General features: G+C 49.0%; 26 protein-coding genes. 9 read left to right on the plus strand and 17 right to left on the minus strand.

Translation table 11 applies throughout. From position 1 onward, the window contains the following. Positions 1-166 precede the first annotated feature (166 nt). Positions 167-523 (plus strand): hypothetical protein, encoded by a 357-nt coding sequence (locus LHL18_RS02760; protein WP_134054222.1) that lies wholly within the window; start codon positions 167-169, stop codon positions 521-523. Positions 524-560: 37 nt separating this feature from the next. Here LHL18_RS02760 and thpR read toward each other — a convergent pair whose 3' ends face one another. The 4 genes from thpR to LHL18_RS02780 all read right to left on the minus strand — a co-directional run bounded on the left by thpR (position 561) and on the right by LHL18_RS02780 (position 4937). After that, on the minus strand, positions 561-1088 hold the full coding sequence (thpR, locus tag LHL18_RS02765; protein WP_226765666.1) for an RNA 2',3'-cyclic phosphodiesterase: 528 nt from the start codon (positions 1086-1088) through the stop codon (positions 561-563). Beyond that, positions 1088-3328 carry a YgiQ family radical SAM protein gene (locus LHL18_RS02770; RefSeq protein ID WP_226766000.1) on the minus strand — a complete coding sequence of 747 codons (2241 nt, stop codon included), beginning with the start codon at positions 3326-3328 and terminating at the stop codon, positions 1088-1090. The genes thpR and LHL18_RS02770 overlap by 1 nt, the downstream gene beginning before the upstream one ends. 240 nt (positions 3329-3568) lie before the next feature. Next, complete coding sequence (locus LHL18_RS02775; RefSeq protein WP_226765667.1) at positions 3569-3970, minus strand: GNAT family N-acetyltransferase; 402 nt, start codon at positions 3968-3970, stop codon at positions 3569-3571. Positions 3971-4133: 163 nt separating this feature from the next. Continuing rightward, entirely contained in the window at positions 4134-4937 is an 804-nt protein-coding gene (locus LHL18_RS02780) for a TlpA family protein disulfide reductase (RefSeq protein WP_226765668.1), read from the minus strand. A gap of 187 nt (positions 4938-5124) precedes the next feature. On the opposite strand from LHL18_RS02780, the gene LHL18_RS02785 reads away from it, so the two are divergent. Next, the gene (locus tag LHL18_RS02785) at positions 5125-5439 is read left to right on the plus strand and encodes a DUF6172 family protein (protein WP_226765669.1); all 315 of its coding nucleotides are present in this window, start codon (positions 5125-5127) and stop codon (positions 5437-5439) included. A 45-nt stretch (positions 5440-5484) separates the two neighbouring features. Continuing rightward, positions 5485-6753, plus strand: a complete 1269-nt coding sequence (locus LHL18_RS02790) for a DEAD/DEAH box helicase (protein ID WP_226765670.1) — start codon at positions 5485-5487, stop codon at positions 6751-6753. Positions 6754-6804: 51 nt separating this feature from the next. Here the strand turns inward: LHL18_RS02790 and LHL18_RS02795 are convergent, their stop codons facing one another. The 3 genes from LHL18_RS02795 to LHL18_RS02805 all read right to left on the minus strand — a co-directional run bounded on the left by LHL18_RS02795 (position 6805) and on the right by LHL18_RS02805 (position 9243). Beyond that, a complete protein-coding gene (locus LHL18_RS02795) occupies positions 6805-7389 on the minus strand; it encodes a HutD/Ves family protein (protein WP_226765671.1) in 585 nt (194 codons plus the stop codon). Positions 7390-7444: 55 nt separating this feature from the next. After that, positions 7445-8254 (minus strand): DUF417 family protein, encoded by an 810-nt coding sequence (locus tag LHL18_RS02800; RefSeq protein ID WP_226765672.1) that lies wholly within the window; start codon positions 8252-8254, stop codon positions 7445-7447. Positions 8255-8343: 89 nt separating this feature from the next. Further along, a complete protein-coding gene (locus LHL18_RS02805) occupies positions 8344-9243 on the minus strand; it encodes a LysR family transcriptional regulator (RefSeq protein ID WP_226765673.1) in 900 nt (299 codons plus the stop codon). Between the two features lie 97 nt (positions 9244-9340). Here LHL18_RS02805 and LHL18_RS02810 point away from each other — a divergent pair, with 97 nt between their 5' ends. Beyond that, the gene (locus LHL18_RS02810) at positions 9341-9856 is read left to right on the plus strand and encodes a lactoylglutathione lyase family protein (RefSeq protein WP_226765674.1); all 516 of its coding nucleotides are present in this window, start codon (positions 9341-9343) and stop codon (positions 9854-9856) included. 58 nt (positions 9857-9914) lie between these two features. Here LHL18_RS02810 and LHL18_RS02815 read toward each other — a convergent pair whose 3' ends face one another. The 3 genes from LHL18_RS02815 to LHL18_RS02825 form a co-directional block, all read right to left on the minus strand. After that, a complete protein-coding gene (locus LHL18_RS02815; RefSeq protein WP_226765675.1) occupies positions 9915-10268 on the minus strand; it encodes a hypothetical protein in 354 nt (117 codons plus the stop codon). A 12-nt stretch (positions 10269-10280) separates the two neighbouring features. Then, a complete protein-coding gene (locus tag LHL18_RS02820) occupies positions 10281-10739 on the minus strand; it encodes a hypothetical protein (RefSeq protein ID WP_226765676.1) in 459 nt (152 codons plus the stop codon). A gap of 316 nt (positions 10740-11055) precedes the next feature. After that, entirely contained in the window at positions 11056-11949 is an 894-nt protein-coding gene (locus tag LHL18_RS02825) for a LysR family transcriptional regulator ArgP (RefSeq protein WP_226765677.1), read from the minus strand. Between the two features lie 92 nt (positions 11950-12041). Between LHL18_RS02825 and LHL18_RS02830 the strand changes: the two genes are divergently transcribed. Beyond that, a complete protein-coding gene (locus LHL18_RS02830; RefSeq protein WP_226765678.1) occupies positions 12042-12641 on the plus strand; it encodes a LysE/ArgO family amino acid transporter in 600 nt (199 codons plus the stop codon). A 10-nt stretch (positions 12642-12651) separates the two neighbouring features. Here LHL18_RS02830 and LHL18_RS02835 read toward each other — a convergent pair whose 3' ends face one another. The 4 genes from LHL18_RS02835 to LHL18_RS02850 are packed head-to-tail and all read right to left on the minus strand — an operon-like array spanning position 12652 to position 15207. Next, positions 12652-12867, minus strand: a complete 216-nt coding sequence (locus LHL18_RS02835; protein WP_134054183.1) for a hypothetical protein — start codon at positions 12865-12867, stop codon at positions 12652-12654. Then, positions 12867-13403, minus strand: a complete 537-nt coding sequence (locus tag LHL18_RS02840; RefSeq protein WP_134054181.1) for an RNA polymerase sigma factor — start codon at positions 13401-13403, stop codon at positions 12867-12869. Before LHL18_RS02840 ends, LHL18_RS02835 begins: the two co-directional genes overlap by 1 nt. A 9-nt stretch (positions 13404-13412) precedes the next feature. Continuing rightward, complete coding sequence (locus LHL18_RS02845) at positions 13413-13805, minus strand: DUF6249 domain-containing protein (protein WP_226765679.1); 393 nt, start codon at positions 13803-13805, stop codon at positions 13413-13415. 10 nt (positions 13806-13815) lie between these two features. After that, positions 13816-15207 (minus strand): class A beta-lactamase-related serine hydrolase, encoded by a 1392-nt coding sequence (locus tag LHL18_RS02850; protein ID WP_226765680.1) that lies wholly within the window; start codon positions 15205-15207, stop codon positions 13816-13818. A 413-nt stretch (positions 15208-15620) separates the two neighbouring features. Here LHL18_RS02850 and LHL18_RS02855 point away from each other — a divergent pair, with 413 nt between their 5' ends. Further along, complete coding sequence (locus LHL18_RS02855; RefSeq protein ID WP_166670418.1) at positions 15621-16268, plus strand: PEP-CTERM sorting domain-containing protein; 648 nt, start codon at positions 15621-15623, stop codon at positions 16266-16268. A 121-nt stretch (positions 16269-16389) separates the two neighbouring features. Here LHL18_RS02855 and LHL18_RS02860 read toward each other — a convergent pair whose 3' ends face one another. After that, positions 16390-17340: a helix-turn-helix transcriptional regulator gene (locus tag LHL18_RS02860; protein ID WP_226765681.1), complete on the minus strand. Its 951-nt coding sequence runs from the start codon at positions 17338-17340 to the stop codon at positions 16390-16392. Between the two features lie 158 nt (positions 17341-17498). On the opposite strand from LHL18_RS02860, the gene LHL18_RS02865 reads away from it, so the two are divergent. Further along, positions 17499-18128, plus strand: a complete 630-nt coding sequence (locus LHL18_RS02865; RefSeq protein ID WP_226765682.1) for a glutathione S-transferase family protein — start codon at positions 17499-17501, stop codon at positions 18126-18128. 56 nt (positions 18129-18184) lie between these two features. On the opposite strand, the gene LHL18_RS02870 is transcribed toward LHL18_RS02865, so the two are convergent. Beyond that, positions 18185-18664, minus strand: a complete 480-nt coding sequence (locus LHL18_RS02870) for a LabA-like NYN domain-containing protein (protein ID WP_226765683.1) — start codon at positions 18662-18664, stop codon at positions 18185-18187. Between the two features lie 258 nt (positions 18665-18922). On the opposite strand from LHL18_RS02870, the gene katG reads away from it, so the two are divergent. Continuing rightward, the gene (gene katG / locus LHL18_RS02875) at positions 18923-21145 is read left to right on the plus strand and encodes a catalase/peroxidase HPI (protein WP_226765684.1); all 2223 of its coding nucleotides are present in this window, start codon (positions 18923-18925) and stop codon (positions 21143-21145) included. A 197-nt stretch (positions 21146-21342) separates the two neighbouring features. After that, entirely contained in the window at positions 21343-23610 is a 2268-nt protein-coding gene (locus LHL18_RS02880; RefSeq protein WP_226765685.1) for a GGDEF domain-containing phosphodiesterase, read from the plus strand. 21 nt (positions 23611-23631) lie between these two features. Here the strand turns inward: LHL18_RS02880 and ybaK are convergent, their stop codons facing one another. Next, positions 23632-24099, minus strand: coding sequence for a Cys-tRNA(Pro) deacylase (gene ybaK, locus LHL18_RS02885; protein ID WP_134054167.1), 468 nt, complete (start codon positions 24097-24099; stop codon positions 23632-23634). Positions 24100-24190: the final 91 nt, after the last annotated feature.

Here is a 24190-nt window from a genome sequence, read left to right on the forward strand (position 1 = left end):
CATCTGCTGTCGCCGCTTAGCGGATGACGACTACGGCTTTATAAAAGATAAAAAAATGATAAAAATGTTATCTGCATTTATCATTTGACCGCTTCTTCTTTCCAATGTTGACTGGGTGTGCTGTACGCAAAACAACCAAGGTTCACATAATATAAAAGGAAATACCATGAAGAAGATTATTGCTGCAGGCTTATTATTGTTATCCGGTTCGGCTTTTTCTGCACAAATGGAGTGCATGGTTGATACCGCGGCCTATGATGAATGGTCTGTCGGCCAGTGCATGTCGTTTGAGTACACTATGGACTACGCGCCTAATGACGCTATCTGGCGTATCACCAATCTGACTAAACCTGTATCGTCAGTCATCTGGTCAGAAAAAACAACTGGCTGCGATTCAACAGCTACCTATTGTACCAAAGCAATAAAGCCTTATATTTTCCATTTAGGTAAGGCTACTATTTTGTATACAGATGGTACCTATGAAGTTGTTCAGGCAACAGCACAGTTTGAAACCGGTTTCTAACTAAATACTGGCAGCCCCCGGTTACAAGCGGGTGCTGTCATCCCTCCCTGCAGTTAAAGGTATGCAGCGGTAGATACCGCACAGCACCTTCAATATTCAAAGACTGATAAAGCGCAAACTCGCTGACAACGATGCTTAGCGGCAGCACCTGCTGCGGAAACCCCTCCGGTACCGATACGTGACGCAGCAGTGTGACATGAGGCCGGTAACCATCGTGGATCTCGTTAAACCCCATCGCTTTACAGATATCCGCTACCTGCCGCTGTAACACCAGCAGTTCGCGCGCTACTACAGACGGCGCCAGATACAGTATTTTCGGTTTGCTAAAGCTGGCCACTGTATCTAATGTCAGCGCAAACGATGGCATTGCTATGCTTTTGGCAGCCGTAAGTAAAGGTTGCTTTTGCTCTGCAGTGACCTGGCCTAAAAAAAACAGTGTTAAGTGCAGGTTATCAACAGATACTGGCTTAGCTTGAGGAAATTGCTTACTCAGAATCTGTTGATATGACAACAATAACTGCTGTTGTGCAGTGGTAAATTTAAGGCTGAAAAACAGCCGCTGCATCAGCCGTTAGACCGCTTAGGCTGCCTGGCAGCAGGTTTTACGGTACCGCTTTTGTTTGGCTTTGCATTGAAAGGCTTTTTGTCGCTTTGGCCACGATTGGCAATGGCTTTCGCTGCCGGGTTTAAGCCGGTGTGACGGCTCAGTGCGGGCTTGCCACCTTTAAGTGGTTTTTTAAACTGTTCGTCTTTACCTTCTTCCGGCACTAAACAACCTTTACTGCGGCCAATTAAGTGTTTTAAGCCCATTTTAATCAGCGCTTCGCGGATCATCGGCCAGCCTTTAGGGTCATGATAGCGCAGTATGGCTTTATGTAAGCGGCGCTGGCGCTCGCCTTTAGGCACTGCTACCACTTCGTCATTAGCTTTGTTGATGTTCTTTAGCGAGTTCATTTCGGTATGGTAAATAGTCGTCGCGTTGGCCATTGGGCTGGGGTAAAAGTTTTGTACCTGATCCAGTTTAAAATCACGCTCTTTTAACCACAGCGCCAGGTTAACCATATCCAGATCCGTGGTGCCTGGGTGCGCAGCGATAAAGTACGGAATTAAATACTGCTGTTTGCCGGCTTCTTTACTAAAGCGGTCGAACATTTCTTTAAACTTGTCATAAGCCCCCATGCCCGGCTTCATCATTTTCGACAGTGGGCCGCTTTCGGTATGCTCCGGCGCGATTTTTAAATAGCCGCCAACGTGATGCTGCACCAGTTCGCGCACATAGTTCGGATCTTCCACCGCTAAGTCGTAACGCACGCCTGAGGCCACCAGCACCTTTTTAATGCCGGGTAGATTACGCGCTTCGCGGTACAACTCTACCGTCGGGCTTTGATCAGTATCCATATGCTCACAAATGGTCGGATACACGCAGCTTGGCCGACGACAGGTTTGCTCGGCTTTCGGATTTTTACAGTTTAAGCGGTACATATTGGCCGTCGGGCCGCCAAGATCGGATATCACGCCGGTAAAACCCGGCACTTTGTCGCGAATATCCTTAATCTCCTGCATGATCGACTCTTTCGACCGGCTTTGAATAATGCGGCCTTCATGCTCGGTAATAGAACAGAACGAGCAGCCACCAAAGCAGCCACGCATAATATTAACCGACGTTTTAATCATCTCGTAGGCCGGAATTTTCTCCTTGCCATAGACCGGATGCGGCACGCGCTGATACGGCAGGCCAAACACTAAATCCATCTCTTCGGTGCTAAGCGGAAAGGCCGGCGGGTTAACCCAGATATGCCTGTCGCCATGGCGCTGCATTATCGCGCGCGCACAGCCGGGGTTGGTTTCCTGGTGCAAAATGCGCGAGGCATGCGCATACAGCGGTTTATTCACGCTCACCTGCTCAAAGGCTGGCAGCTTAACGTAGGTTTGTTCCCACGGCTTTTGCCGTGGCGCCTGCACCATAATCGGTTTGGCTTCAACCTCTGTTGGCTTGGTTAAATCGATACCGGCTTTGGCAAATTCAGAATAGCTACTACAACCGACATCATCGGCGCCATAGGGGTTTGGAATAGGGTCGATTTTACCGATTTTATCAATGGCGGTAGAGTCTACCCCGCGCCAGCCTGGCAGCGGCTCTTTGCGAATAACTGCTGTGCCGCGCACGTCTTGTATTTCGCTTACCGGCACGCCAGAGGCAATACGGTGCGCCACTTCCACCAAAGGCCGCTCGGCATTGCCGTAAATAAGAATATCGGCTTTGGCATCGAAAATCACCGAGCGGCGCACTTTTTCTGACCAGTAATCATAGTGTGCGATACGGCGTAAACTGGCTTCAATACCGCCGATAATCACCGGTACGTCTTTAAAGGCTTCTTTACAGCGCTGGGTGTACACCGTAACAGCGCGGTCCGGCCGTTTACCGCCAATATCACCGGCAGTATAGGCATCGTCATGGCGCAGCTTTTTATCAGCGGTGTAACGGTTAATCATCGAGTCCATGTTGCCGGCGGAGACGCCAAAAAACAGGTTCGGCTTACCCAGGCGCATAAAGTCGTCTTTGCTGTGCCAATCCGGCTGACAAATAAGGCCAACGCGGTAGCCCTGGGCTTCTAACATGCGCCCTACTACTGCCATACCAAAGCTGGGGTGGTCAACATAAGCATCGCCGACGACCAGAATAACATCGCAGCTGTCCCAGCCCAGTTTGTCCATCTCTGCGCGTGACATAGGTAAAAACGGCGCCGTGCCATAGCACTCGGCCCAGTATTTCGGGTAAGAGAATAAATCGCGCTCAGGCGCCATCCGTGCTACAGGGGCAGACTTGCGGGAAACGGTAGTAGCAACAGTGGACATAAATTAAGCACCTGAGTGTAACAAGGGCGCGTATTATACAAGGAGTATTGGGGAAAGGCGAATGGTGGGTTGGCAGTATCATTCCGCGTCAAAATGGTAAATATGATCTGCATAGCGTTTACCGCCAATGCTATGTGCATCGGGCACTTTTTCGACCAGTTGAAAGCCTATTTTTTGCAGTACCCGCTCTTATGCCACATTACCTTCGGTAACCGCTGCTTTGAAAGACACAATGCCCTGCGTACTTACAGCCCAATTGATTAGCGCTTGTAATGACTCTGTGCCATAGCCCTGACCATAAAAATCTGGCAGCAGTAAATAGCCCACCTCAGCCCTGCCCTGCGATAAACACATACCAGTAACACCTATAGCTTCGCCAGTATCATGCTGCCGTATCACCAGACATTGCCAGTGCTCAGCCTCTTTATGCCAGGGCACTAAACGTTGCTGAAACTTTTGCTGCAAAACGGCATCATCAACAGGGTCAAAACACTGCGCTATTACTTCGGGTGTGTTGTGTAATGTGTAAAACAATGGCCAGTCGTCTACAGTGAGTGGCGTCATTTCAAGTCGTTCAGAGCGAATGTTCATTGAGCAAATTCTTGCCTGATTAGGTTACATACAAATATTGCTGTCACAGTTATCTATAAACCTAAACTGGTCAAGGATTTGTTTTGCTGCAAAGCCGCAGGCTTAACGCCAAATTGCAACCAAGGGGCTTTGGCAACCATACCTCGGAGTGGTAGCCAGTTTTTCAGTTAAGCGTTGTATCAATTCCCTGCTGCAGGGTGGCTTGGGATAGCTCGCCAAAATGCACACTACTAAGTGAGCCGTCGGCACGGAAAAACAACGTTGCCGGTAAGCCCAGCGCGCCGTAGTAGCGGGCAACGTCACCCTGTTTGTCCAGTAATACCTGTTGAAAATTCAGCTGATGGTTACGCAGATATTTCGCTACCGTCGTGCGGCTTTCCTGCAGATTTAGCATTATTACGCTGATATCAGCCGCTTGCTGCTGGGTGTTAAGCAGCAACGGCATTTCCCGGCGGCATGGCGGGCACCAGCTTGCCCAGATATTGAGTACTACAGGCTTGCCCTGCGCCATGTCGGCTAGCACGGCCTGATCACCCGACAAAGTTTCTAGCTGAATATCGGCCAGCACCTGCTGTTGCTGTTGGCTATAAAGCCAGGCCGAGCCGGCTGCATAACAAATCAGGGTACAGGCAGCACCACTTACCAGGGCAGTTTTTAGTTCAGGTAAGCGTTTTACCTGAGTAAACAATAACACCATCGCAGCCATTATGGTTGTGCTGATATCAATCCCACGATCCCGAATATCCAACATCTGCCACATGGTCTGATAGCTGTCAGCAAAGCGCAGTATGAATACCAGCCTGCCAAACAGTAGCGCAACCACCAATATTATTAACAGTACATCGCTGGCGCTTTGCTGTTGCCCGCGACTGACAAAACGCGCAACGCCCAGCCCCAACACCACAGCAACAAACAACAGTAGCATTGGTACGGGTAAAGATAACGGACCGATAGAAATACTTAGCATGAACATTCCGAATAAGCAGACAGCAGCTTGGCTCTATACTGTAATGTTGTCACCAAATAGCAAGGTAATTCAGCATATTGCAACAAAATAGCAGATAGTACCGGTTATCTTGCATTTAACCATGTAGAATGCGCGGTTTACAGCACACAGACAGTGTGCAGCTAAACGTATATTTGTAGGACTGTTGATGAAAAAGACAATAGCGTTAACCCACCCCAAGCATAAAACCGAGCGCTGGGTTGAACTTGTTAAGCATGATATTAAGAAGTATCTGGGCCGTGAGCGACGTAAAGCGCTGCCACCAGGCATGGACTATTGGAGCTTTGATTGCCGCTTTGGCGCGACGGAAGAAACAGCAGAGAAAGTATTCACCTCTGAAATTAATAAGCGCATTGATGCCGCAGCGGCAGCACAACAAGAAGCTGTGTATGTCGAAATTCTGGCCCGTGCCTGTAAGCACAAGCCACGCCCGGACGCTATGCAGGATGACGGTGAAGAGTAATTCTGCCATAGCTTTTACTGGTAGCACGGCTACAAAGGACACTTTATGCAATTTTCATCATTAGATTTAGCTGCCGACCTGCAGCGCGCACTGGACGCCTGTGGCTACAGTAGCATGACACCGGTACAACAGCAGGCGATAGCGCCGGCCCGCCGCGGTAAAGACTTGCAGGTTACTGCGCAAACCGGTACCGGTAAAACCGCGGCCTTTGCTATTCCACTGCTGCAACGCATGCTGGATAAGCCTAAAGCCGCCGTGGCCAGCCGGCCGAGGGCACTAGTGCTAACCCCAACCCGTGAACTGGCTGAGCAAATTGCCGATGCTTTTGCAGACTATGCACAGTTTCTGCCACTTAGCTGCACAGCTTTGTACGGCGGCGTAAAAATGGGCCTGCAGGCGAACAAACTGAAGGCTGGCGTTGACACTGTTATCAGCACCCCAGGCCGGTTGCTGGAGCATATGGCACTGGGTAACGTGATTTTATCCGATGTAGAGTTTGTCGTGCTGGATGAAGCCGACCGCATGCTGGATATGGGTTTTGTCACTGACGTACTGAAAATTGTCGCCATGACAGCAAACTCACGCCAAACCCTGCTGTTTTCCGCTACTACCTCACCGGCGGTGAATGAGCTTTCACATAAAATACTGAAAAATCATCAACATATTCGTGTGGCAAAAGTAAACAGCACTGCAGATACCGTGCAGCATGTGGTGTATCCGGTAGAGGAAAGCCGCAAGATAGAACTGTTTGAGCAGCTGCTGAGCGAGCAAAACTGGTTTCAGGTGCTGGTATTTACCAGTACTAAAGAGCAGGCCGATCAGTTGTTAGCCGGTTTGCAACAGCGCAAAATTGACGCTGCAGTATGTCATGGCGATAAAAGCCAGGGTGCCCGCCGGCGCGCGATTGCCGATTTTAAATCAGCCAAGTTGCAGGTGCTGATCGCTACCGAAGTGGCCGCGCGTGGTTTGGATATTCAGGGGCTGGATCATGTGGTTAACTTTAACTTGCCCTACCTGCCGGAAGACTATGTGCACCGTATAGGCCGTACCGGCCGTGCCGGTGCTAAAGGCAATGCAATATCTTTTGTCAGCCGCGAAGAAGAGCAAACCTTAAAGCGCATTCAAAAGCTGATTGGCAGCGATATCAAACGTGTAGTGAAACCGGGCTTTGAAGTCAGCAACCGCGAGTCACTACTAAAGAGTATTTCGCGCAAAGTATTAACGGGCCGCGCTAATAAAGCCAGCGAAACGCAGATTGAGCTAAAACGCAGTAACAAAGCAGCGCCGAAGGCCAAACCGCGTCGGGCGAAATAGGCGCTTAAAGCTTATCCGGATACGGCGTTGGCAACAGCGCCGTTGTCTTACTTAGCCCTCAGCAGTTGCTTCCAATCGAATAAATATCACCTTCGCACTGCTGCCGGCACTCAGCTGCAAAGTGCCTTTTTCATTGTGCAGCAGCAGGCTGTGCTCCGTGTCTAAAGTAAAACGCTGGCCGTTAACAGCAGCTTCTACGCCGCCTTTTGCTACAAAAATTATTGTTTGCTCACCAAGTGGCAATAGTTGCGCTTCGCTGTTTAACGTTAGCACTTCAAGCAATGCTGTTAACGCACCGCGCCTTGTCATCAGGTTAAAATCGCGCACAGCACCATTTATCAAACTGCAATGAATGGGCGTTTCACCTGCAAACGAGAATGGTGCAAGAGGCGTAGCAAGCAGTTGCGGATTATCACCGACGCCCATAAGGCTAAAGCCTGCACCTGCCAGCAACATAATAACTCTGTCTATATTATCAAAGCGGGAAAAGGGCCCGTCGCTGGCCACCTCCGCTACCGATACCCTCCATAGCAGGCCATGCTCATCATCCTGCTGGCATAGCTGATGGGTAATGCCACCACCATTTTGCCAGCGCTGGGTTTGCCACTGTTGTGGACCGATAATTTGAATACTCAAGTCGTTATCCTTAGCTTGCTTCACTGCCCCATAACGACAAATGAAAAAGTAAATGCTAGTGCGGTTTACGTAAACTAAACGCCTGCGCAATAAGCATCATGTTGGCGACAAACCACAGATCTTTAATCAGAAATATACCAGAGCCGCTTAGCGCGGCAAATGACTGCCACGCCGGTTCAAAGCTGATTAAAAAACTTTGCGTAGTGGCGAATACAGCGAAACAGCCAGCAAAGCCAATATAAAACGCCGGGCGCCAAAAATAGCCTGCGGCCAGAAGCAGTAATGCCAGCCAGTCAAATACACCAATAATGTTTGATACCGTTTTCACCGACCACAGCTGATACATCCAGCTCATCAGCGGTGAACTTTCAACCAGAGGCACTATAGCCTGCGCTTCAAACTGCAGGAACTTCATACCACCAATCCATAACAACACCAACCCAACCGGCAGGTAGTTCAACCAGAAACGCTCTGCTGACCCGGCCTTTTGCCAACGCCATAAGCTAACAGCCAATGTCAGCAATGCAACAAACTTGATCACCCCCTGCCCCGAGCCAATGATGGGAAAGCCGCCCAGCTCTGGTACATATTGATGGACACCAAGCAAAGATGTTATCGCCAGTACTGACGGTATAAACAACATTAGCGCGGCCAGCTTTAGCGCACGCTGGTATCGCCAGGCGGCAATACACGCAGCGCTACTAAGTAATAAATAAACTCCGATGACCTGAGCCAACGCTGGCAACGGCGCTGTATCAGTGTAAAAAAAGCTAATTGCTTTTATAGAACCCGTTTCACCGGCAAGCAAAGCTACCGCCATCAGCGTCAGTGGGACTATCAACAGCAGCAAGACAAAAGGTTTCATATAGCTCTCTTTGTTACACATCAAAAGTGGTCAATAGGAACGCTAAAGCCAACATTTTATTTCAACAGCAACGTACTTCGGTAGGCGTGCTATAGCGCTTGTCCTGTTAACAACGGTAAAATTGCAGCCTTCAGTGTGTCGTAGCGCGCAGCCAACTGGCGATGGCGTGACTGCACAAAGTACAAGGGTTCAGCGACAGGCTGAGGCGCCCGATACATGGCAATATGGGTCTGCTCTGTAAACTTGGGTAAGGTACTGCTGGGTAGCACCGTAAATCCCAAACCCAAGCTCACCGGCAGCAATATTTGCGATAACTGATTAACACGGCCGGAGCGTTTAAATCTGGCCGGATCACATGATGCCAGGGCACTGTCACCGCAATGACTAAAATACAAATTCAGGTAATGCAGTACATCAGGATGATAAATTAGCCCCAGCGAGTTCAGTGTTTCTGCTATATCGGTACTGTCTGCATGTTCTGAGGGCAGCATTAAAGCCAGTGGCTCAATGCCACAACTTTGAAAGCTAAAGTGTTCGTTATCATCCCGCTGCGTACTGATGCCTAAATCAATATCGGATTGCGTAATACCCTGCAAAATACTGCGCTGAGGGGCGACCTCCAGCTCAATCGTTAACCCGGGGTACTGAACCTGCACGGCCAACATCACGGGATAAATACGCTGAGCTAGCGCGCCTGAGCAAGCAACAATGCAGCGCCCTTCGAAAGGTTCATCAAATTTCAGGCTATCGAGCAGTGCATCTTCACTTTGCTGAAGTGACAGCGCATATTGATATACCTTGCGGCCTTGCTCTGTAAGCTCAATACCTTTACCTAAGCGAATTAACAACTCTGCGTTACAAGCTTGTTCCAGTTTTTTTAAGTGTTGGCTAACGCCGGGCTGTGTCATAAAGCGCAGTTGTGCGGTACGGGTGAAGCTGCCAGTTTCTACCAGGCAGATAAAGGTTTGTAGCCACAAAGGATTTAACATCTATAATAATATATTATTAATTTAATAATTAATCATAATTTTTTATTTTCAATCTGTCTAGCTACCATACACCTGTCATTAAAACAGGAGTTTAGCTATGCAAAATAACGTAAAGGTATATCCCCGAACCTTCTCACACATTGGGATATCGGTGCCGGATTTAAAGGCAGCAGTTAAGTTTTACACCGAGGTTCTGGGCTGGTATGTCATTATGCAACCCACAGAAATTATTGAAGATGATTCAGCCATCGGCCAGATGTGTACCGACGTCTTTGGCGCTGGCTGGCAAAAATTCCGTATCGCGCATTTATCCACCGGTGATCGGGTCGGAGTTGAGTTGTTTCAGTTTAATAATCAACAGAACCCGGAAAACAATTTTGAATACTGGAAAACCGGCGTTTTCCACTTCTGTGTGCAGGACCCGGATGTTGAAGGTCTCGCAGAGCGCATAGTTGCAGCAGGCGGTAAAAAACGCATGCCGGCGCCACGATATTACTACCCGGGTGAAAAACCTTACCGCATGATTTATATGGAAGACCCGTTTGGCAATATTCTGGAGATATACAGCCACAGCTATGAACTGCATTACGCGGCAGGGGCCTACAACGCGTAGTACAACCGCAGGGCTTAATTAGAAGGCCTGGGAACGGGCTTTCTACGCATTTACGGCATCAACCTGCTCTGGTGCCATTCGGTACTGTGTGCTCCGGGCTGGCTAAACAAGGTGTCAGTTTATCTTCATAGCCAATATCAAACAGCATGCCCTGCGATAGCTCGCCAGCCATTTTACGCTCCGGTAAATTCACCACAAACAGTGCTTGCTTACCTGCAATTTCTTGCGGGTTGGCGCGCTCTTGTTTAATTCCAGCCAAAATGCTTCGCTGATGATCGCCAAAATCGACAATCAGCTTCATCAGTTTGTCTGATTTCGCTACTTCCAGCACCTCGATTATGGTACCAACACGGATATCTACTTTGGTTAAATCATCAAAACTGATAGCGGGTTTAATTGCTGCTGGTGTCATTTTGGCTCCACTTTATTGCAGGTTATTTTCATCTGGTGCCTTCAGGCTGCCATGCTGAGCGGCTGACGTTAAAAAATCCACTTGCTGGCGGACAAAGCGTTGACGCTTTTCAACATATTCATCTCGGCTAATTTCAGCGAAGTTATTTGCTGCCATATAAAGCTCTGGGGTTAGCTCGGCAATGGCTTCCTGCGCTGGCACACTGCCGTTTTCGGCAGCTCGCTCCAGATAGTGATAAAAACGGTTACGTTCGGACCTGGTTACACCTTCGCAGTAGTCATAACTCTGCTGAATATCAGCAAGCGCCTCGCCATTATCTTTAAACTCAGAGGCTTGTAGCAGCTTGTCTGCTAAAGCGGCGTTATCATCCGGCACGTAATAGCAATGACGCAGGTTCATGCCCAGCACATAGGAGGCTACCAGATCACCACGTTGGGCTTGTTCATTAAGCGCATCAAAAGATTGCAGCAAAGTATCGTCTTGCCGCCACCGTGGCCTTGCTATCTGAACTAAAGCGTTAGGGTGTTCGACCGCGTACCCGCTGGACGTAGTATTAAGCTCATGATGACTACTGGGCACTTTTGTAGTTGTAGCCCGCGCTGTATCAGCCACTTTTTCAGACGCTTTGTGTTCAGTAGTTTCAGCCGGTATATAAGGTTCACTGATACTACATTTTGATATATACCAAACACTTACGAATACAAAACCCAAAAGAAGAAACCTTTTTGTCATTCGCTACTTTTTTTAATCAGAATTTGAAAAATACCCGCTACGCACATTCCCATAATTAAGGCTGGACCAGATACTTAGCTGCAACCTTAAGTGCATGCTGCCTGAGCGCTTTTAACTGTGGGCTTTCGGTTTGCCAGTAGTGCCAGTAAAGTGGTGTATCCAGCGCATAACCGGGTTTAAACAGCGCCAGCTCACCTTTGGCTATAGCATCACCCAGTTGTATTTCCGGTACAAGGCCATAGCCGAGGCCGGCGATCATCGCTTGTTTAAAGCCCTGCGGGCAAGGGCAGTAATGCACAAACTCTGGCTCACACTGTGCCACATCGCGTAAAAACTGATGCTGCAATCTGTCATGTTCATCAAATATCAGGCATGGCACTTTTGCCAGTTCAATTCCCCGGTGCGCGCCATAGCGCTGTACAAAGGCCGGACTTGCCATGGCCAGATAACGCAAAGCGCCCAGCGGGCTTACCAACCCACCATTTACCGGTTCGGCACTGGCAGAAATACACACCATCACTTCGCCCGCTTTCATCCGTTTTAAAATAACCGACTGGTCTTCCACCACCAGTTCAAACCGCAGTGTGCCGTTAATATCAGCGTGTGGCAGTGCCAAAGCTTCTGGCAGCCAGGTCGCGAGTGAGTCGGCATTGGTTGCCAGTCGCACGGTCAGCGGCGCATCATCACTATAATGTGCGTTTAACGCATTGATCCCCAGGGCGACTTCTAACTGCATGACCTGCTGCAAGTGGTTTAGCAAACGCTGCCCTGCAGCAGTGGCTTTGGGCGGTTGGCTGCGCACCAATACCGGTTCACCCAGCAATAATTCCAGCTGCTGAATACGACGACTAACTGCTGATTGGGTAATAAATAATTTTGCCGCCGCTTTTTCAAAACCGGCTTCGCTGATAACGGCATGCAGCGCTTCCAGTTGCTGATAGTTAATCATGATTTTTTCGCATGATGCCAATTTATTATTCATTAGATTAATGCAAACACTGCACTAAAATGCAAGACGTTCATCACAGCAGCGGAGCAACAGTGGAGTCATTCGTCAGTGGGTTACTGCTAGGGCTAAGCCTGATTATCGCCATAGGCGCGCAGAATATCTGGGTGCTCAGCCAAAGCATGGCCGGCGCTAACCGTCTGGCAATAGCGTTGTCCTGCATGCTGTGCGATGCATTGCTTATTATGCTGGGTGTCTATGCCGCTACCGAAGTTGCCCAGCTACTGCCAGATTTAATGCCTTATCTGACGTATGGTGGTGTTGCCATGCTGCTATATCTGGCTTTTGCTGCCGTAAAACGTGCGGTAAATGGTAGCTCGGGGCTGAATACGCAGCAGGTCATCAAACGCAGCTGGCAAGCAACCGCTTTGCAGGCTGTTGCGATAAGCTTGTTAAATCCGCATGTGTATCTGGATACTGTGGTGCTGTTGGGCAGCATAGGCGCGGTACAAAAAACGCCTGTGATGTTTGCTTTAGGGGCCTGCCTTGGCTCAGTTTTGTGGTTTGGCAGTTTAACTGCTTTTGCCCCCGGGCTCAGACGCTTACTCAGCTCGGCCCGCCGCTGGCGCGCTTTTGATGCCACTATAGCAGCGATACTGGCACTGATGGCCTGGCAGTTAATTACGCTGGCCTGAATCCGTTTTATTAGTCGCTTAGAATAATCACCAGCAAAACAAACACTATGCCAGCCCCTAACTGAAACAGGGTTAGCAAAGAAATCAACCCGTTGTGCTGGCTGATTTGAGCGTTGTATACCAGTGTCAACGCCAGTGCCGTAACACCAGCACCGGTTAACACCAGGCTTCTTCGATGCCGGCCCAGCCATAATGTTATTTTTTGCCGCAATGTTAGTTTCAGCATCAGATATCACTCCTGTTCAGCATGTTGCGGGCCTGCATCATATAGGTTTTAACGCTGCCAAGCGGGATCTGCAGTTTATCGGCAATTTCACTTTGTGAATAACCATAAAACTCTGTATAAACAAACACCTGCTGTTGAATTGTTGAAAGTTGTGCAATAAGTGATTCAGCATCAATGTGCGCCGCCGTATTGTCGCGGTGCGACAGTGAGTCAGGTTCTGTAGCCAACCAGCGCTCTTTAAAGCGGGCAAAAAAATTACCCGAGCGTTTAGCTTGCAGCATTTCATTGATGGCAATGCGTAATAACCAGGTGGCAAACTGCGATTGCTGCTGAAACTGGCGAATATTCAGAAACGCTTTAACATAGGTTTCCTGCACCATATCATCAACGTCCTGGCGTTGCCCGGCCGATTTAAATGCCAAAAAAGCGCGCAATTTACTGTCAAAACGACCAAAGAGCTCGTTAAAAGCCGCCGTATCAGCTGACACCTGAACAATGGCAACCAACTGCTCAACCGACGCCTGTTTTAATGACACTGTATCGTCTTAGCGATTCTGCTGCCGGTCAAGCCGGGCCAGCAGTATAAATGCCAGCCCCAATAAGCCGGGCAGAAAAGCAATACCAGTTAGCGCATCATTCAGATCCAGATTGCCACTTCTCTTAAAGTCAGCGAAGTATGAAAATGCCAGGACGCTGGCACTGAGCACCAGCAAAAAAATGCCTTTACGTAAATCACGGTTAGCAGAGAAAAAATGCAATCCTATCTCGCGTATGGTTTCCGGCGGCAGCACGGCCTGGCGTTGCAGTGAACGTTCAATCATCTGCAGAAACAGGCGCTTTTTCTTATACTTATACAGCAGTATTAACGCCATAAGCGCTACCAGGGCGCTGAAGACGATAAGCGGCACCAAAATTTCTGCCCATTCTTGTCCGTTCATGCTTATCTACTTAATTTCGTTGCCACAATTCTGCACCAAGGTACAGCTGGGGCAGCAGTTGTTCAAGTACTGCCGAGGCATTATCACCATTCATAAAAATAACATAGCCATTCTGGCTTTGCGGCGAAAACGCCGCCAAAGTAGACACCCCAGGGTCGCGGCCACTATGCAGCAATAGCGACTGCAGGTTGGAAAAACCACTGAAAATCTCCCAGCCCAGGCCAAAATAATGCTCTGGCCCGATACTGACATGATGCGCTTGCATATCCTGATACACTGCTGGCATTGCCTGCTGCTGTGCCATGACAAACACGATAAATTTGCTGTAATCCTCTATCGTGCTTATCAGGTTAGCGGCAGCGTTTGCCTTGTAGTATTTCTCTGTTTCAAGCGCCTTACTATTGCTGTCGTGGTTGCGCGCATAGCGTGCTTCATCAACCTCTTGTGACCACCAGAAATAGGTGTCGCTCATACCTGCCGGTTCAAACACATACTGCTGTGCAAGAGCTTCAAGCGATTGGACAAACTTATGTTCCAGCGTACGGCGCAAATATTCAAACCCCTCCCCGGAATACTGATGTTGCGTACCAGGCTTAAATTGGAACCGCAAGGTGTCATCGTCTTCCAGATAACGCCAGTTGGCAAAGCCGGTTTGGTGCGTCAGTACAATACGCGGTGTCAGTAATAAATGATTCGGATCAGCTTTGATATCCGGGTCGACCCAATAAGTCGCCAGAGGTTCGTCAAGCTGCAACTTGCCTGCTGCGACCAACCGTAATGTCAGCATGGTTACAACAGGTTTGGTTAACGAGGCAACTTTAAATAACGTATTTTGTGGCGCTACCGTACCCGGTGTCAGCTCGCCGTACACCTGCGCTGATACCAGTTTGCCATGCTCAATAATACCAAGGCCCAGGGCCGGCACTTTATGTTGTTTTAACAGTTCCGTTATCAATGCTGACTGCTTCTGGGCTGCCTGTTGCCGCTTTGTTGTAGCAGGCTGATGGTCATAACTAAGCACGTCACTTAGCTGCCAGGCATCCCCCTGCTTTAACCAGACCGAGGTAAAACGCGCAGTGCCCGTCAGCTGGTCCGGCTTGCCGGGTTCACGCAAGTAAAACTGATGCTCTCCGTGTTGCACAGCGCCATACAGCACTCCATCATTGTATAGCGGAAATGCGGTTAAACTGCCTTCAGTCAGGGCCCGGATTGGTTTATGCGCCGGATCGCCACAAATGTATTTTTTGGTGTTTTGCATAAAAGCGGTTTTGTCCTGAAAACCGCCCTTATCATGATAAAACTTCAGCTGCGGGCTGATAGTGGCATCCAGATAAGCCATATCGCACTCGTTAAATCCGCGCTGAAAAAACTCAGCGTCCTTTATCTTAAGTTCATCTTGCAATGAAAGCTGCCCAGAAGCAGCAGCCCGTTCAGCAGCACACAGACTTGCTGAAACAAGTACGCTGCAACACAGCAGCGAAAAGTATTGTAAAGCAGATAGTTTAAGCATCATCTTGGTTCCAGTGAGTTAATCTGAAACTTAGATGCCTGGCGGTATTCGTTTGGATTTAACACCGGCAATTATTTTTTCAGGTAAATCAGAACCTCTGCATTTTGTATACTTAGCGCCATTATTAACACCGTACTCTCTTTATCGTCAGAATAGTTAACATCAAACGCCGTTCTAGTTTGGCAAAAAAGAAGAATGCACAGCAAAAACAAATACTTATTTAAAATGGAATGTTTAATGCTAAGCAGATGACTGAGCGCAGCAGTGAAGGTGCTTCTCGTTATCAACTCAAAGGGAAGAAAAAAATGAAAAAACTATTGTGTATTTTTGCACTATTCATCACCAGCTTTAGCCAGGCAGATGTCATTGTATTAGACTTCGAGGGCTTAGATGATCTGGAGTCTATTGGAGGGTTTTATAATGGTGGCACCAGTGAAAATGGTAACACAGGCCCTAACTATGGCATTGAATTTTCTGGTAATACCTTAGCTATACAAGATATAGATGCCGGCGGAAGCGGTAACTTTGGTGGCGAACCCAGCCCGGATACCGTTATGTTTTTTCTTAGCGGCGCCGAAGCTATTATGAATGTTGCGGCCGGCTTTGATACTGGCTTTTCTTTTTTTTACAGTGCGGTCAATAATGCCGGTTCTGTCAGTGTGTGGGATGATATAGGCGGTACCGGTAACTTGCTTGCGACATTATTTATTGCCATCACGCCGTCTGATGGCGGTGATCCGAATGGTGATTTCAGCCCTTTCTTTGCAATAGGTGTAGGCTTTGAGGGAATAGCTAAATCTGTTTCATTTGCTGGCGTTGCAGATCAGATAGCTTTTGATGATATTACCTTTGGCTCAGTGACTCCCGGCACAACGCCAGTGCCAGAGCCTGCCAGTATAGCTATTCTGGTGCTAGGTCTTGCCGGTTGTGCCGGATTTAGAAAACGCACCTGATACAAGGTGCCAATATATGTACCTTAGCGCGGATTATTTCGCGCTTTTTTATGCCTGAAAACAGTGAACATCTGGCCACATTAGAGAGGCCACCATGATATCTGCAGAAATAAGCCTTAGCTTATTGCTGCGCTATTGCCATTAAACGGCCTGCCTGCTGCTTTAACGCCTGCTTCAGCTCTGGCGGTTCGATAATGCTGAAATCAAACGGTAACTGACTAAGCCACTGCGCCAGATGCAGGCAGCTGTCGGTGCGGCTATTTAGCAGTAAACCATCAGCATGGGGTATTAGCATAGACGCGGTAAGGCCTATTGCCCGTGCGGCGGTCTGCTTGTCAGTATGAAATACTATCTGCACCTCAAGATTACCCGGCATGTCAAACAAGCTGCGGTTAAAATGCTCGGCAGAGTCAAAACCTGCCGGGCGCTGGAACGGGTGCGGGTGCAGTTCAATATGTTGTAACCGGTCTAGCCTGAACGTACGCAGCTCTAGGCGCAGATGACAGTAGCCGCACAAATACCAGCGACCAAGACGAAACAGTAAACCGTAAGGGTCAACCTGCCGTGCGACAACGGGTTGCTGATAAGCCGCGTACTGGATAATGACTGAACATTGCCGCTCTATTGCCTCTAACAACGGAGCCAAATGCTGGCCTGATGTTTCTGCTTCTGCCGCCGGTATTATCACCTTGATATTGTCAGCAATGGCCCTGGTGCGTGATTTTAGTTTTGCCGGCATTACCCGTTCAAGTTTGGCCTGAATACTGCTGATCGCGGTATCGGTATCAGGCAATTGCAAATTTTTAGCCGCCAGCAAGCCCAATGACAACGCCAGCGTTTCATCATTGGTAAACATCATCGGTGGTAACTTAAAGCCCGCGACCAGCATATAGCCACCATCACGCCCTTGCTCTGTTGTTACCGGGATACCCAGATCTTCCAACGCACGGATATAACGGCGCACTGTGCGCTTATCAACGCCCAGCCGTGCCGCTATTTCGCTGCCACTTAAACGCCCATGCGATTGCAACAGCTCCAGCAAGCTAAGTACACGAATGGTTGGGCCGCTCATACTGATCTCCGGTTAAACACAGGCTGCTACGGCTAAAACAATAAAGTGAACACTATAACTGATAATTAGGACGCATTCTGTCCTATTTAGGTTTTATGCTGTCTCTGCAGCACAAAAAACACTATTGATACTCACCTCTACCTGTAAGGATCAGCTGAATGAAACCATTAACTTTTTATACCAACCCTAACTCGCGCGGCCGCATCATCCGCTGGATGCTGGAAGAGTTGAACCTGCCTTACGATGTTGAACTGATGCATTTTGGCGGCAATATCAAATCGGCTGAATTCCTCGCGCTTAACCCTATGGGTAAAGTTCCGGCTATCAAGCATGGCAACACTGTAGTAACTGAAGGCGCTGCTATTTGTGCCTACCTGGCCGACCAGTTTGCAGATAAAGGCCTGGCGCCGGCGCCTGACAGCCCGGAACGTGGCACTTACTACCGTTGGTTATTTTTTGCTGCCGGCCCGCTGGAAATGGCTACTACCGCCAAGGCATATAACTGGCGCCTCGACAGCGACAACTGTACTTCGGTCGGCTGCGGTCTATACAACGATACCCTTAATACACTGGAAACAGCACTGGCTAACGGGCCCTATTTGTGTGGTGAGCAATTTACCGCCGCTGATGTTTATGTTGGCAGCCATATAAGCTGGGGCATGCTGTTTGGCACTTTAGAGAGGCGACCCGCTTTTACTGATTATGTACAGCGATTACAAGCGCGCAAGGCATACAGCCGTGCTACAGAGCTGGATGATGCGTTGGCCAAAACGATGGAGCACCAATAAGCCGATACGTTGAAGCTCCCGGCAGCAGCAAAGCTGTCGGGACTATATGGGTATGCCTACTTTGGTAATAGCAGGGGCTCTTCGACAGCAATAAAACGGCTGGCTGCATTGCTCAGCGCCTGCGCTGTTAAGCCTGCTACGCCGTATATCTCAACTTCAGTGTGGTACTTAGTAATGAGGGTTTCGGCCAACAACGCAAAATCGCCATCGCCGGACGCCAGCACCAATATATCGCTATGCTGGCCATATTCAATCGCATCAAGTGTTATACCAACATCCCAGTCCCCTTTAGCGGAGCCATCAGCGCGCTGAATAAAAGGCTTTAGTTTTACTTCAAAACCAATGGCACGCAGAATATTCTGAAACTGGCGCTGTTTTTCATCCCCCCGATCTATCGCGTAAGCAATCGCTTTTACCACAGTACGTTCAGCGCTAACCTGACGCCAAAATGCATTGTAATCAAAATTACGCTGATACGCTTCGCGGCAGGTGTAGTAGATATTTTGGACATCGACCAGAATAGTCACGCTGTGCATGGTAAGCCTTAGGTTAACAAGATACCGCTAAGCTAACCGGCAAAGCCCACAGAGGCAACCTTTTATTCCGTATGTATTCCGCTATACGGTTTCCCTTAAGACAAGCGCTAAGGCTATAAATTTTAATCACAAAAAGCGATTAGCACGATAGTCAAAACTGGCTTTCGCACTGTTCTCTGCCGGTCTATAGTCTATGCATTAACAAAAGCGGGTACATGCAATGGGCCCAGTGAAAACCAAGGTTGCAAGGAGTAATATATGGACAATAACAACAGCTCGGCCGGTAAATGCCCGGTTATGCATGGCGGTAACACCAAAGTGGGAGGCCGGGGTACCAGGAATATCGACTGGTGGCCAAATCAGCTGAATATCAAAATACTGCATCAGAATGACAAGAAGTCTAACCCTTTGGGAGATGACTTTAACTATGCAGAAGCGTTTAAAAAGCTGGATTTAGCCGCCGTCAAACAAGATTTAGCTACGTTGATGACCGACTCACAGGACTGGTGGCCGGCAGACTATGGCCACTATGGTCCTTTTATGATCCGCATGGCCTGGCACGCAGCCGGCACCTACCGCACCGCTGATGGCCGTGGTGGCGCCTCTACCGGCAATCAGCGTTTCGCGCCTCTGAACAGCTGGCCAGATAACGGTAATCTGGACAAAGCCCGGCGCTTGTTATGGCCGGTTAAACAAAAATACGGCAGCAGTTTATCCTGGGCCGATCTGTTCGTTCTTGCCGGTAATGTAGCACTGGAAACCATGGGTTTTAAAACCTTCGGTTTTGGTGGTGGCCGGGCCGATATCTGGGAGCCGGAAGAAGACGTATACTGGGGCGCTGAAAAAGAGTGGCTGGCTACCAGCGACCGTGAAAACAGCCGTTACTCCGGTGACAGAGAGTTGGAAAACCCATTAGCCGCGGTACAAATGGGGCTGATTTATGTCAACCCGGAAGGGCCGGACGGTAAGCCTGACCCTATTGCATCAGGGCGCGATATACGCGATACATTTGAGCGTATGGCCATGAATGACTATGAAACCGTGGCGCTAACAGCTGGCGGCCACACTTTTGGCAAAGCACATGGGGCCGGCGATGCCAGCCATGTGGGCGTTGAGCCAGAAGGCGGAGCCTTGCACGATATGGGCTTTGGCTGGTTAAGCAGCTTTAACAGCGGTAAAGGCCGTGACACTATTACCAGCGGTATCGAAGGCGCCTGGACCCCCACACCAACACAATGGGATAACAGCTATTTTGACGTGCTGTTTGGTTATGAGTGGGAGCTGACCAAGAGCCCTGCCGGAGCCCATCAGTGGGCGGCAAAAAACCTGGCAGAAAAAGACCACGCGCCGGATGCAGAAATCGCCGGCAAAAAAGTCGGCATCATGATGACCACGGCTGACATGGCGATGCGTGAAGACCCGGCCTATCGCAAAATATCACAGCACTTTCACCAGAACCCGGACGAGTTTGCAGATGCCTTCGCCCGTGCCTGGTTTAAGTTAACGCACCGTGATATGGGGCCAAAATCCCGTTATCTGGGGCCGGAAGTACCGGCGGAAGATTTAATCTGGCAAGACCCGGTGCCTGCGGTTGATCATGAACTGGTAAATACCGCTGACATTGCCAGTTTGAAACACGCTATACTGGCATCGGGTTTAACGGTGCCTGAATTGGTCTATACCGCCTGGTCGTCAGCATCAACCTTTCGCGGCTCGGATTGTCGTGGTGGAGCTAACGGCGCCAGGATCCGGCTGGCACCGCAAAAAGATTGGCAAGTTAACCAGCCTGAGCAGCTGAAAAAGGTGTTGCACGTGCTTACTGACATTCAGCACAAGTTTAATGGCAGCCAAAGTGGTAACAAGAAAATCTCGCTGGCAGACCTGATTGTGCTTGGCGGCAGTGCAGCGATAGAAAAAGCGGCAGCCGACGCCGGTACCACCATAACAGTGCCGTTTGCTCCGGGCCGCACAGATGCAACCGACGAACAGACTGATGCAGATTCATTCGATGTGCTTGAGCCGATAGCTGATGGTTTTCGCAACTACAGTAAAAATGCCTACAGCTTTTCGGCAGAAGAGTTGCTGCTAGATAAAGCCCAGCTATTGACACTGACCGCACCGGAGATGACAGTGCTGGTGGGCGGTATGCGGGCATTGAATGCGAACTACGATAACTCATCACATGGCGTGTTTACGCATAGGCCAGGTACGCTGAGCAATGACTTTTTCGTTAATCTGGTCGATATGAGTACGCAGTGGCAGCCTACCTCTGCAGCTGCCGAGCTGTTTGAAGGCCGCGATCGCAAAACCGGTAAACTTAAATGGACCGCAACCCGGGTCGACCTGGTGTTTGGTTCTAACTCGCAGCTGCGGGCACTGGCTGAAGTCTATGCCGCTAACGACGCTAAAGAGAAGTTTGTGCGCGACTTTGTCAAAGCCTGGACTAAAGTGATGAATGCTGACCGCTTTGATTTGAAATAATCGGCATACCCGTTAAAAGCCCGCCCGCAGTGCGGGCTTTTATTTTTCTATATCATAGTATTAGCAACAGATAGCGGTTGTATCCATTGAGTTTATTGATTAGCATGAAAAGGCTTTAACAGGGAGTTAAAATTGTGTGCCGGTGTTTTATTCAGGCACAGTAAGGATGTCGTATTTATCTTTACCATGGAAGTGCCATGCTTAGCCGTATCAAGCAGCTGCTGCTATTAACCGAAACCGATCTTAACTCCAGCTCTGTGACGCTGTTGCAACAAAGTGTGTTAAGAATCATCCTCAGCTCAGGGTTATTACTGGTGCTGGGTATAGTGCTGCACAGCTCATGGCAGGCTTATCAAATACATGCCTGGTATATCATTACCATTACATCCGCTTTTTATATCGCACTGTTACTGGCGCTGTACTTTTCCAGCCGTCTGCTGTCCGTCAGTAAAACCCTGCTGCTGGTTATCATCTTTGGCGCTGGCCTTTGCATGTTGTTTTTTATTGATAACTTTGAATTATCAAAGCTCGGGTTATTGTTTGTTTATACGGCGCCGCTGATTGCTTTATTGTTTTTCAATGCCCGCGTAACGCTGGCAGTCATGCTGCTGAATTTTATCCCCTATTTGTTTTTACTCTACAGTAAAGCACCTATCAACCTGTTTAATTTTTCCATTACGTTACCTGCAACCCCGGTTTATCTGCATAGCCTGCTGTTCTTATTTTTTAACCTGTGTATTCCGCTGGCGGTGATGCGGGTATTCAGTACGTTAAAACGCAATGCTCTCACACTGGGGCAACAAAATCAGCTTATCAGCCAAAGTAATCAGCTATATCAGGATATTTTTAATCAGCGCAGTAAAGCCTCTCTGCTGCTTACCGCTGACGGCGATATTGTAAAAGCGAATAATAAAGCCCGCCAGGTACTGCGCAGCATCACTGCCGAGCAGCGCCATATTACCGATCTGCTGCATACTACCGCTTCAACCCAAGCCGCGTTCTGGCAAGGCCATGATATTGAATGCATGCTAATCGCGGATCCGAACATACATGTGCTGTTAAACCATATGTGTACTATTGAACAGCAACATCATCTGGTGCAACTGGACGATATTACACCGCTAAAACAGCTGCACCAAAAACTGGCCAATAACCATCAGAAAGAAGATTTATGGCGCAATTACGATGATTTAACCAACCTGCCCAACCCCAGCTTCTTCCTGCAACTGGTAAAGCAACATTCAGCTGACAGCGGCGGTTTGATGGTCATTATCCGCTTGTGTCATATCAAAGCCTTTAACCAACAACATGGTTATCATACCGGTGACGAACTGCTGGCGGCGTTTGCGTCGCAGCTAAAAGCCGCATTGCCGGAAGACGTTATCGCAGCGAGGCTGCGCGGCGTTAAATTCGCGCTATGGCGGCCTCTATCCGGCGGTAGTACATCGCTGACAACAGAAGCCAGTCGCTTAGTTAGCATGCTGCCGCAACAGCTGGCACTGTCTGTCGGCGCAATTAACCCGGTGTTTGAGGCTGGTATCAGCATCAGTGGCCGCCAACATGCTTCGGCTGAGCAAACGCTGGAGCAGTGTGAGTCGGCGCTGGAGCAGGCCGATGCCTACAACTGTCCGTTGTCATTTTTTCAACCTGATACGCTGCAGCAACGTAACGCCGAATTACAACTGCTGAGCGAATTTAAAACTGCGTTGCAACATAACACCCCCGAGCTTTGGTTACAGCCCAAAGTGAAGCCGGACGGCGTTATTGAGAGCTTTGAAGCACTGCTACGCTGGCAGCAATCAGATGGCAGTTATGCTGCACCAGAAAAAGTGGTGGCACTGGCTGAGCAATATGGTCTGATCGCGCAGTTGTCATCACATGTGCTTAATAAAGCTATAGCGATCATTAAGCGGTTTCATCAGCACAAATTGCATTATGCCATTGCCATCAATCTGACCGGCAGTGATCTGCTAGCCGCACCGTTTTACAACGAGTTGGTACATATCGCCACACACCAGCCAGCATTATTGCAACAACTGACGCTTGAACTGACCGAAAACAGCATAGCCAAACATCAGCAACCCTTGTTTGATAAACTGCATGCATTAAAGCGGCTGGGGTATACACTGGCACTGGATGATTTCGGTACCGGCCAGGCGTCGCTGAGCATGCTGAATAAACTGCCGGTCGATACGGTAAAACTCGATCGCAGCTTTTTGCTGAATGTGCCGGGCGACCCGCGCCAGACACAGCTGGTGCAATCGGTGATGTTAATGACAAAAGCACTGAAATTACGGCTGGTTATTGAAGGCGTAGAAACCGAGGTACAGCAGCGTTTTTTGTCCAGCCTCGGTGCAGAGCAGTTGCAAGGTTACTGGTTCTCTAAACCCAAGCCGGTTGCGTACTGGCTGGTACATTTCAGCCAGCAGAAAAGTGAAGAAAGTGCCGCCGAAAACGCGACTTAACAACTTACCCACTGCAACAATCTAATGCCCGATTAGCGCAAAACTGCCGCCAAGTAACTGACATAAATCGCTGGCTTTTAGTTCTATCTCCAGACCGCGCCGTCCGGCGCTGACATAAATACTGCGAAATTGCTGTGCTGAACTGTCAATAACCGTAGGCAAACGTTTTTTCTGTCCAAGTGGGCTTACGCCCCCCAGCACATAGCCGGTGGAGCGCATCACATCATTGGCATTGGCCATTTCCGCTTTTTTGGCCCCCAACGCTTTGGCCATCAGCTTCATATTCAGCTGCTGATTCACGGGCAATACCGCCACCGCTAACTGTTTGGTATCAAGCTGCACGACCAGGGTTTTAAATACCTGCTCCGGTGCCAATGCCAGTTTTTCAGCAGCTTCCAGGCCATAAGATGCAGCAGCCGCATCATGCTGATACTGATGCACCTGATACTGAATTCCCTGCTGTTTAGCCAAATCAATTGCTGGTGTCATCAGTTACCCTGCTATCCATAAAATATAACTATAAAGCCAGACGAATTCTGCCGTCAAAATAAAATACCGGCGCCTCTCTAAACGGCCCGGC

This window comes from Rheinheimera aquimaris (assembly GCF_020531985.1).
Taxonomy (GTDB): Bacteria; Pseudomonadota; Gammaproteobacteria; order Enterobacterales; family Alteromonadaceae; genus Alishewanella; species Alishewanella aquimaris.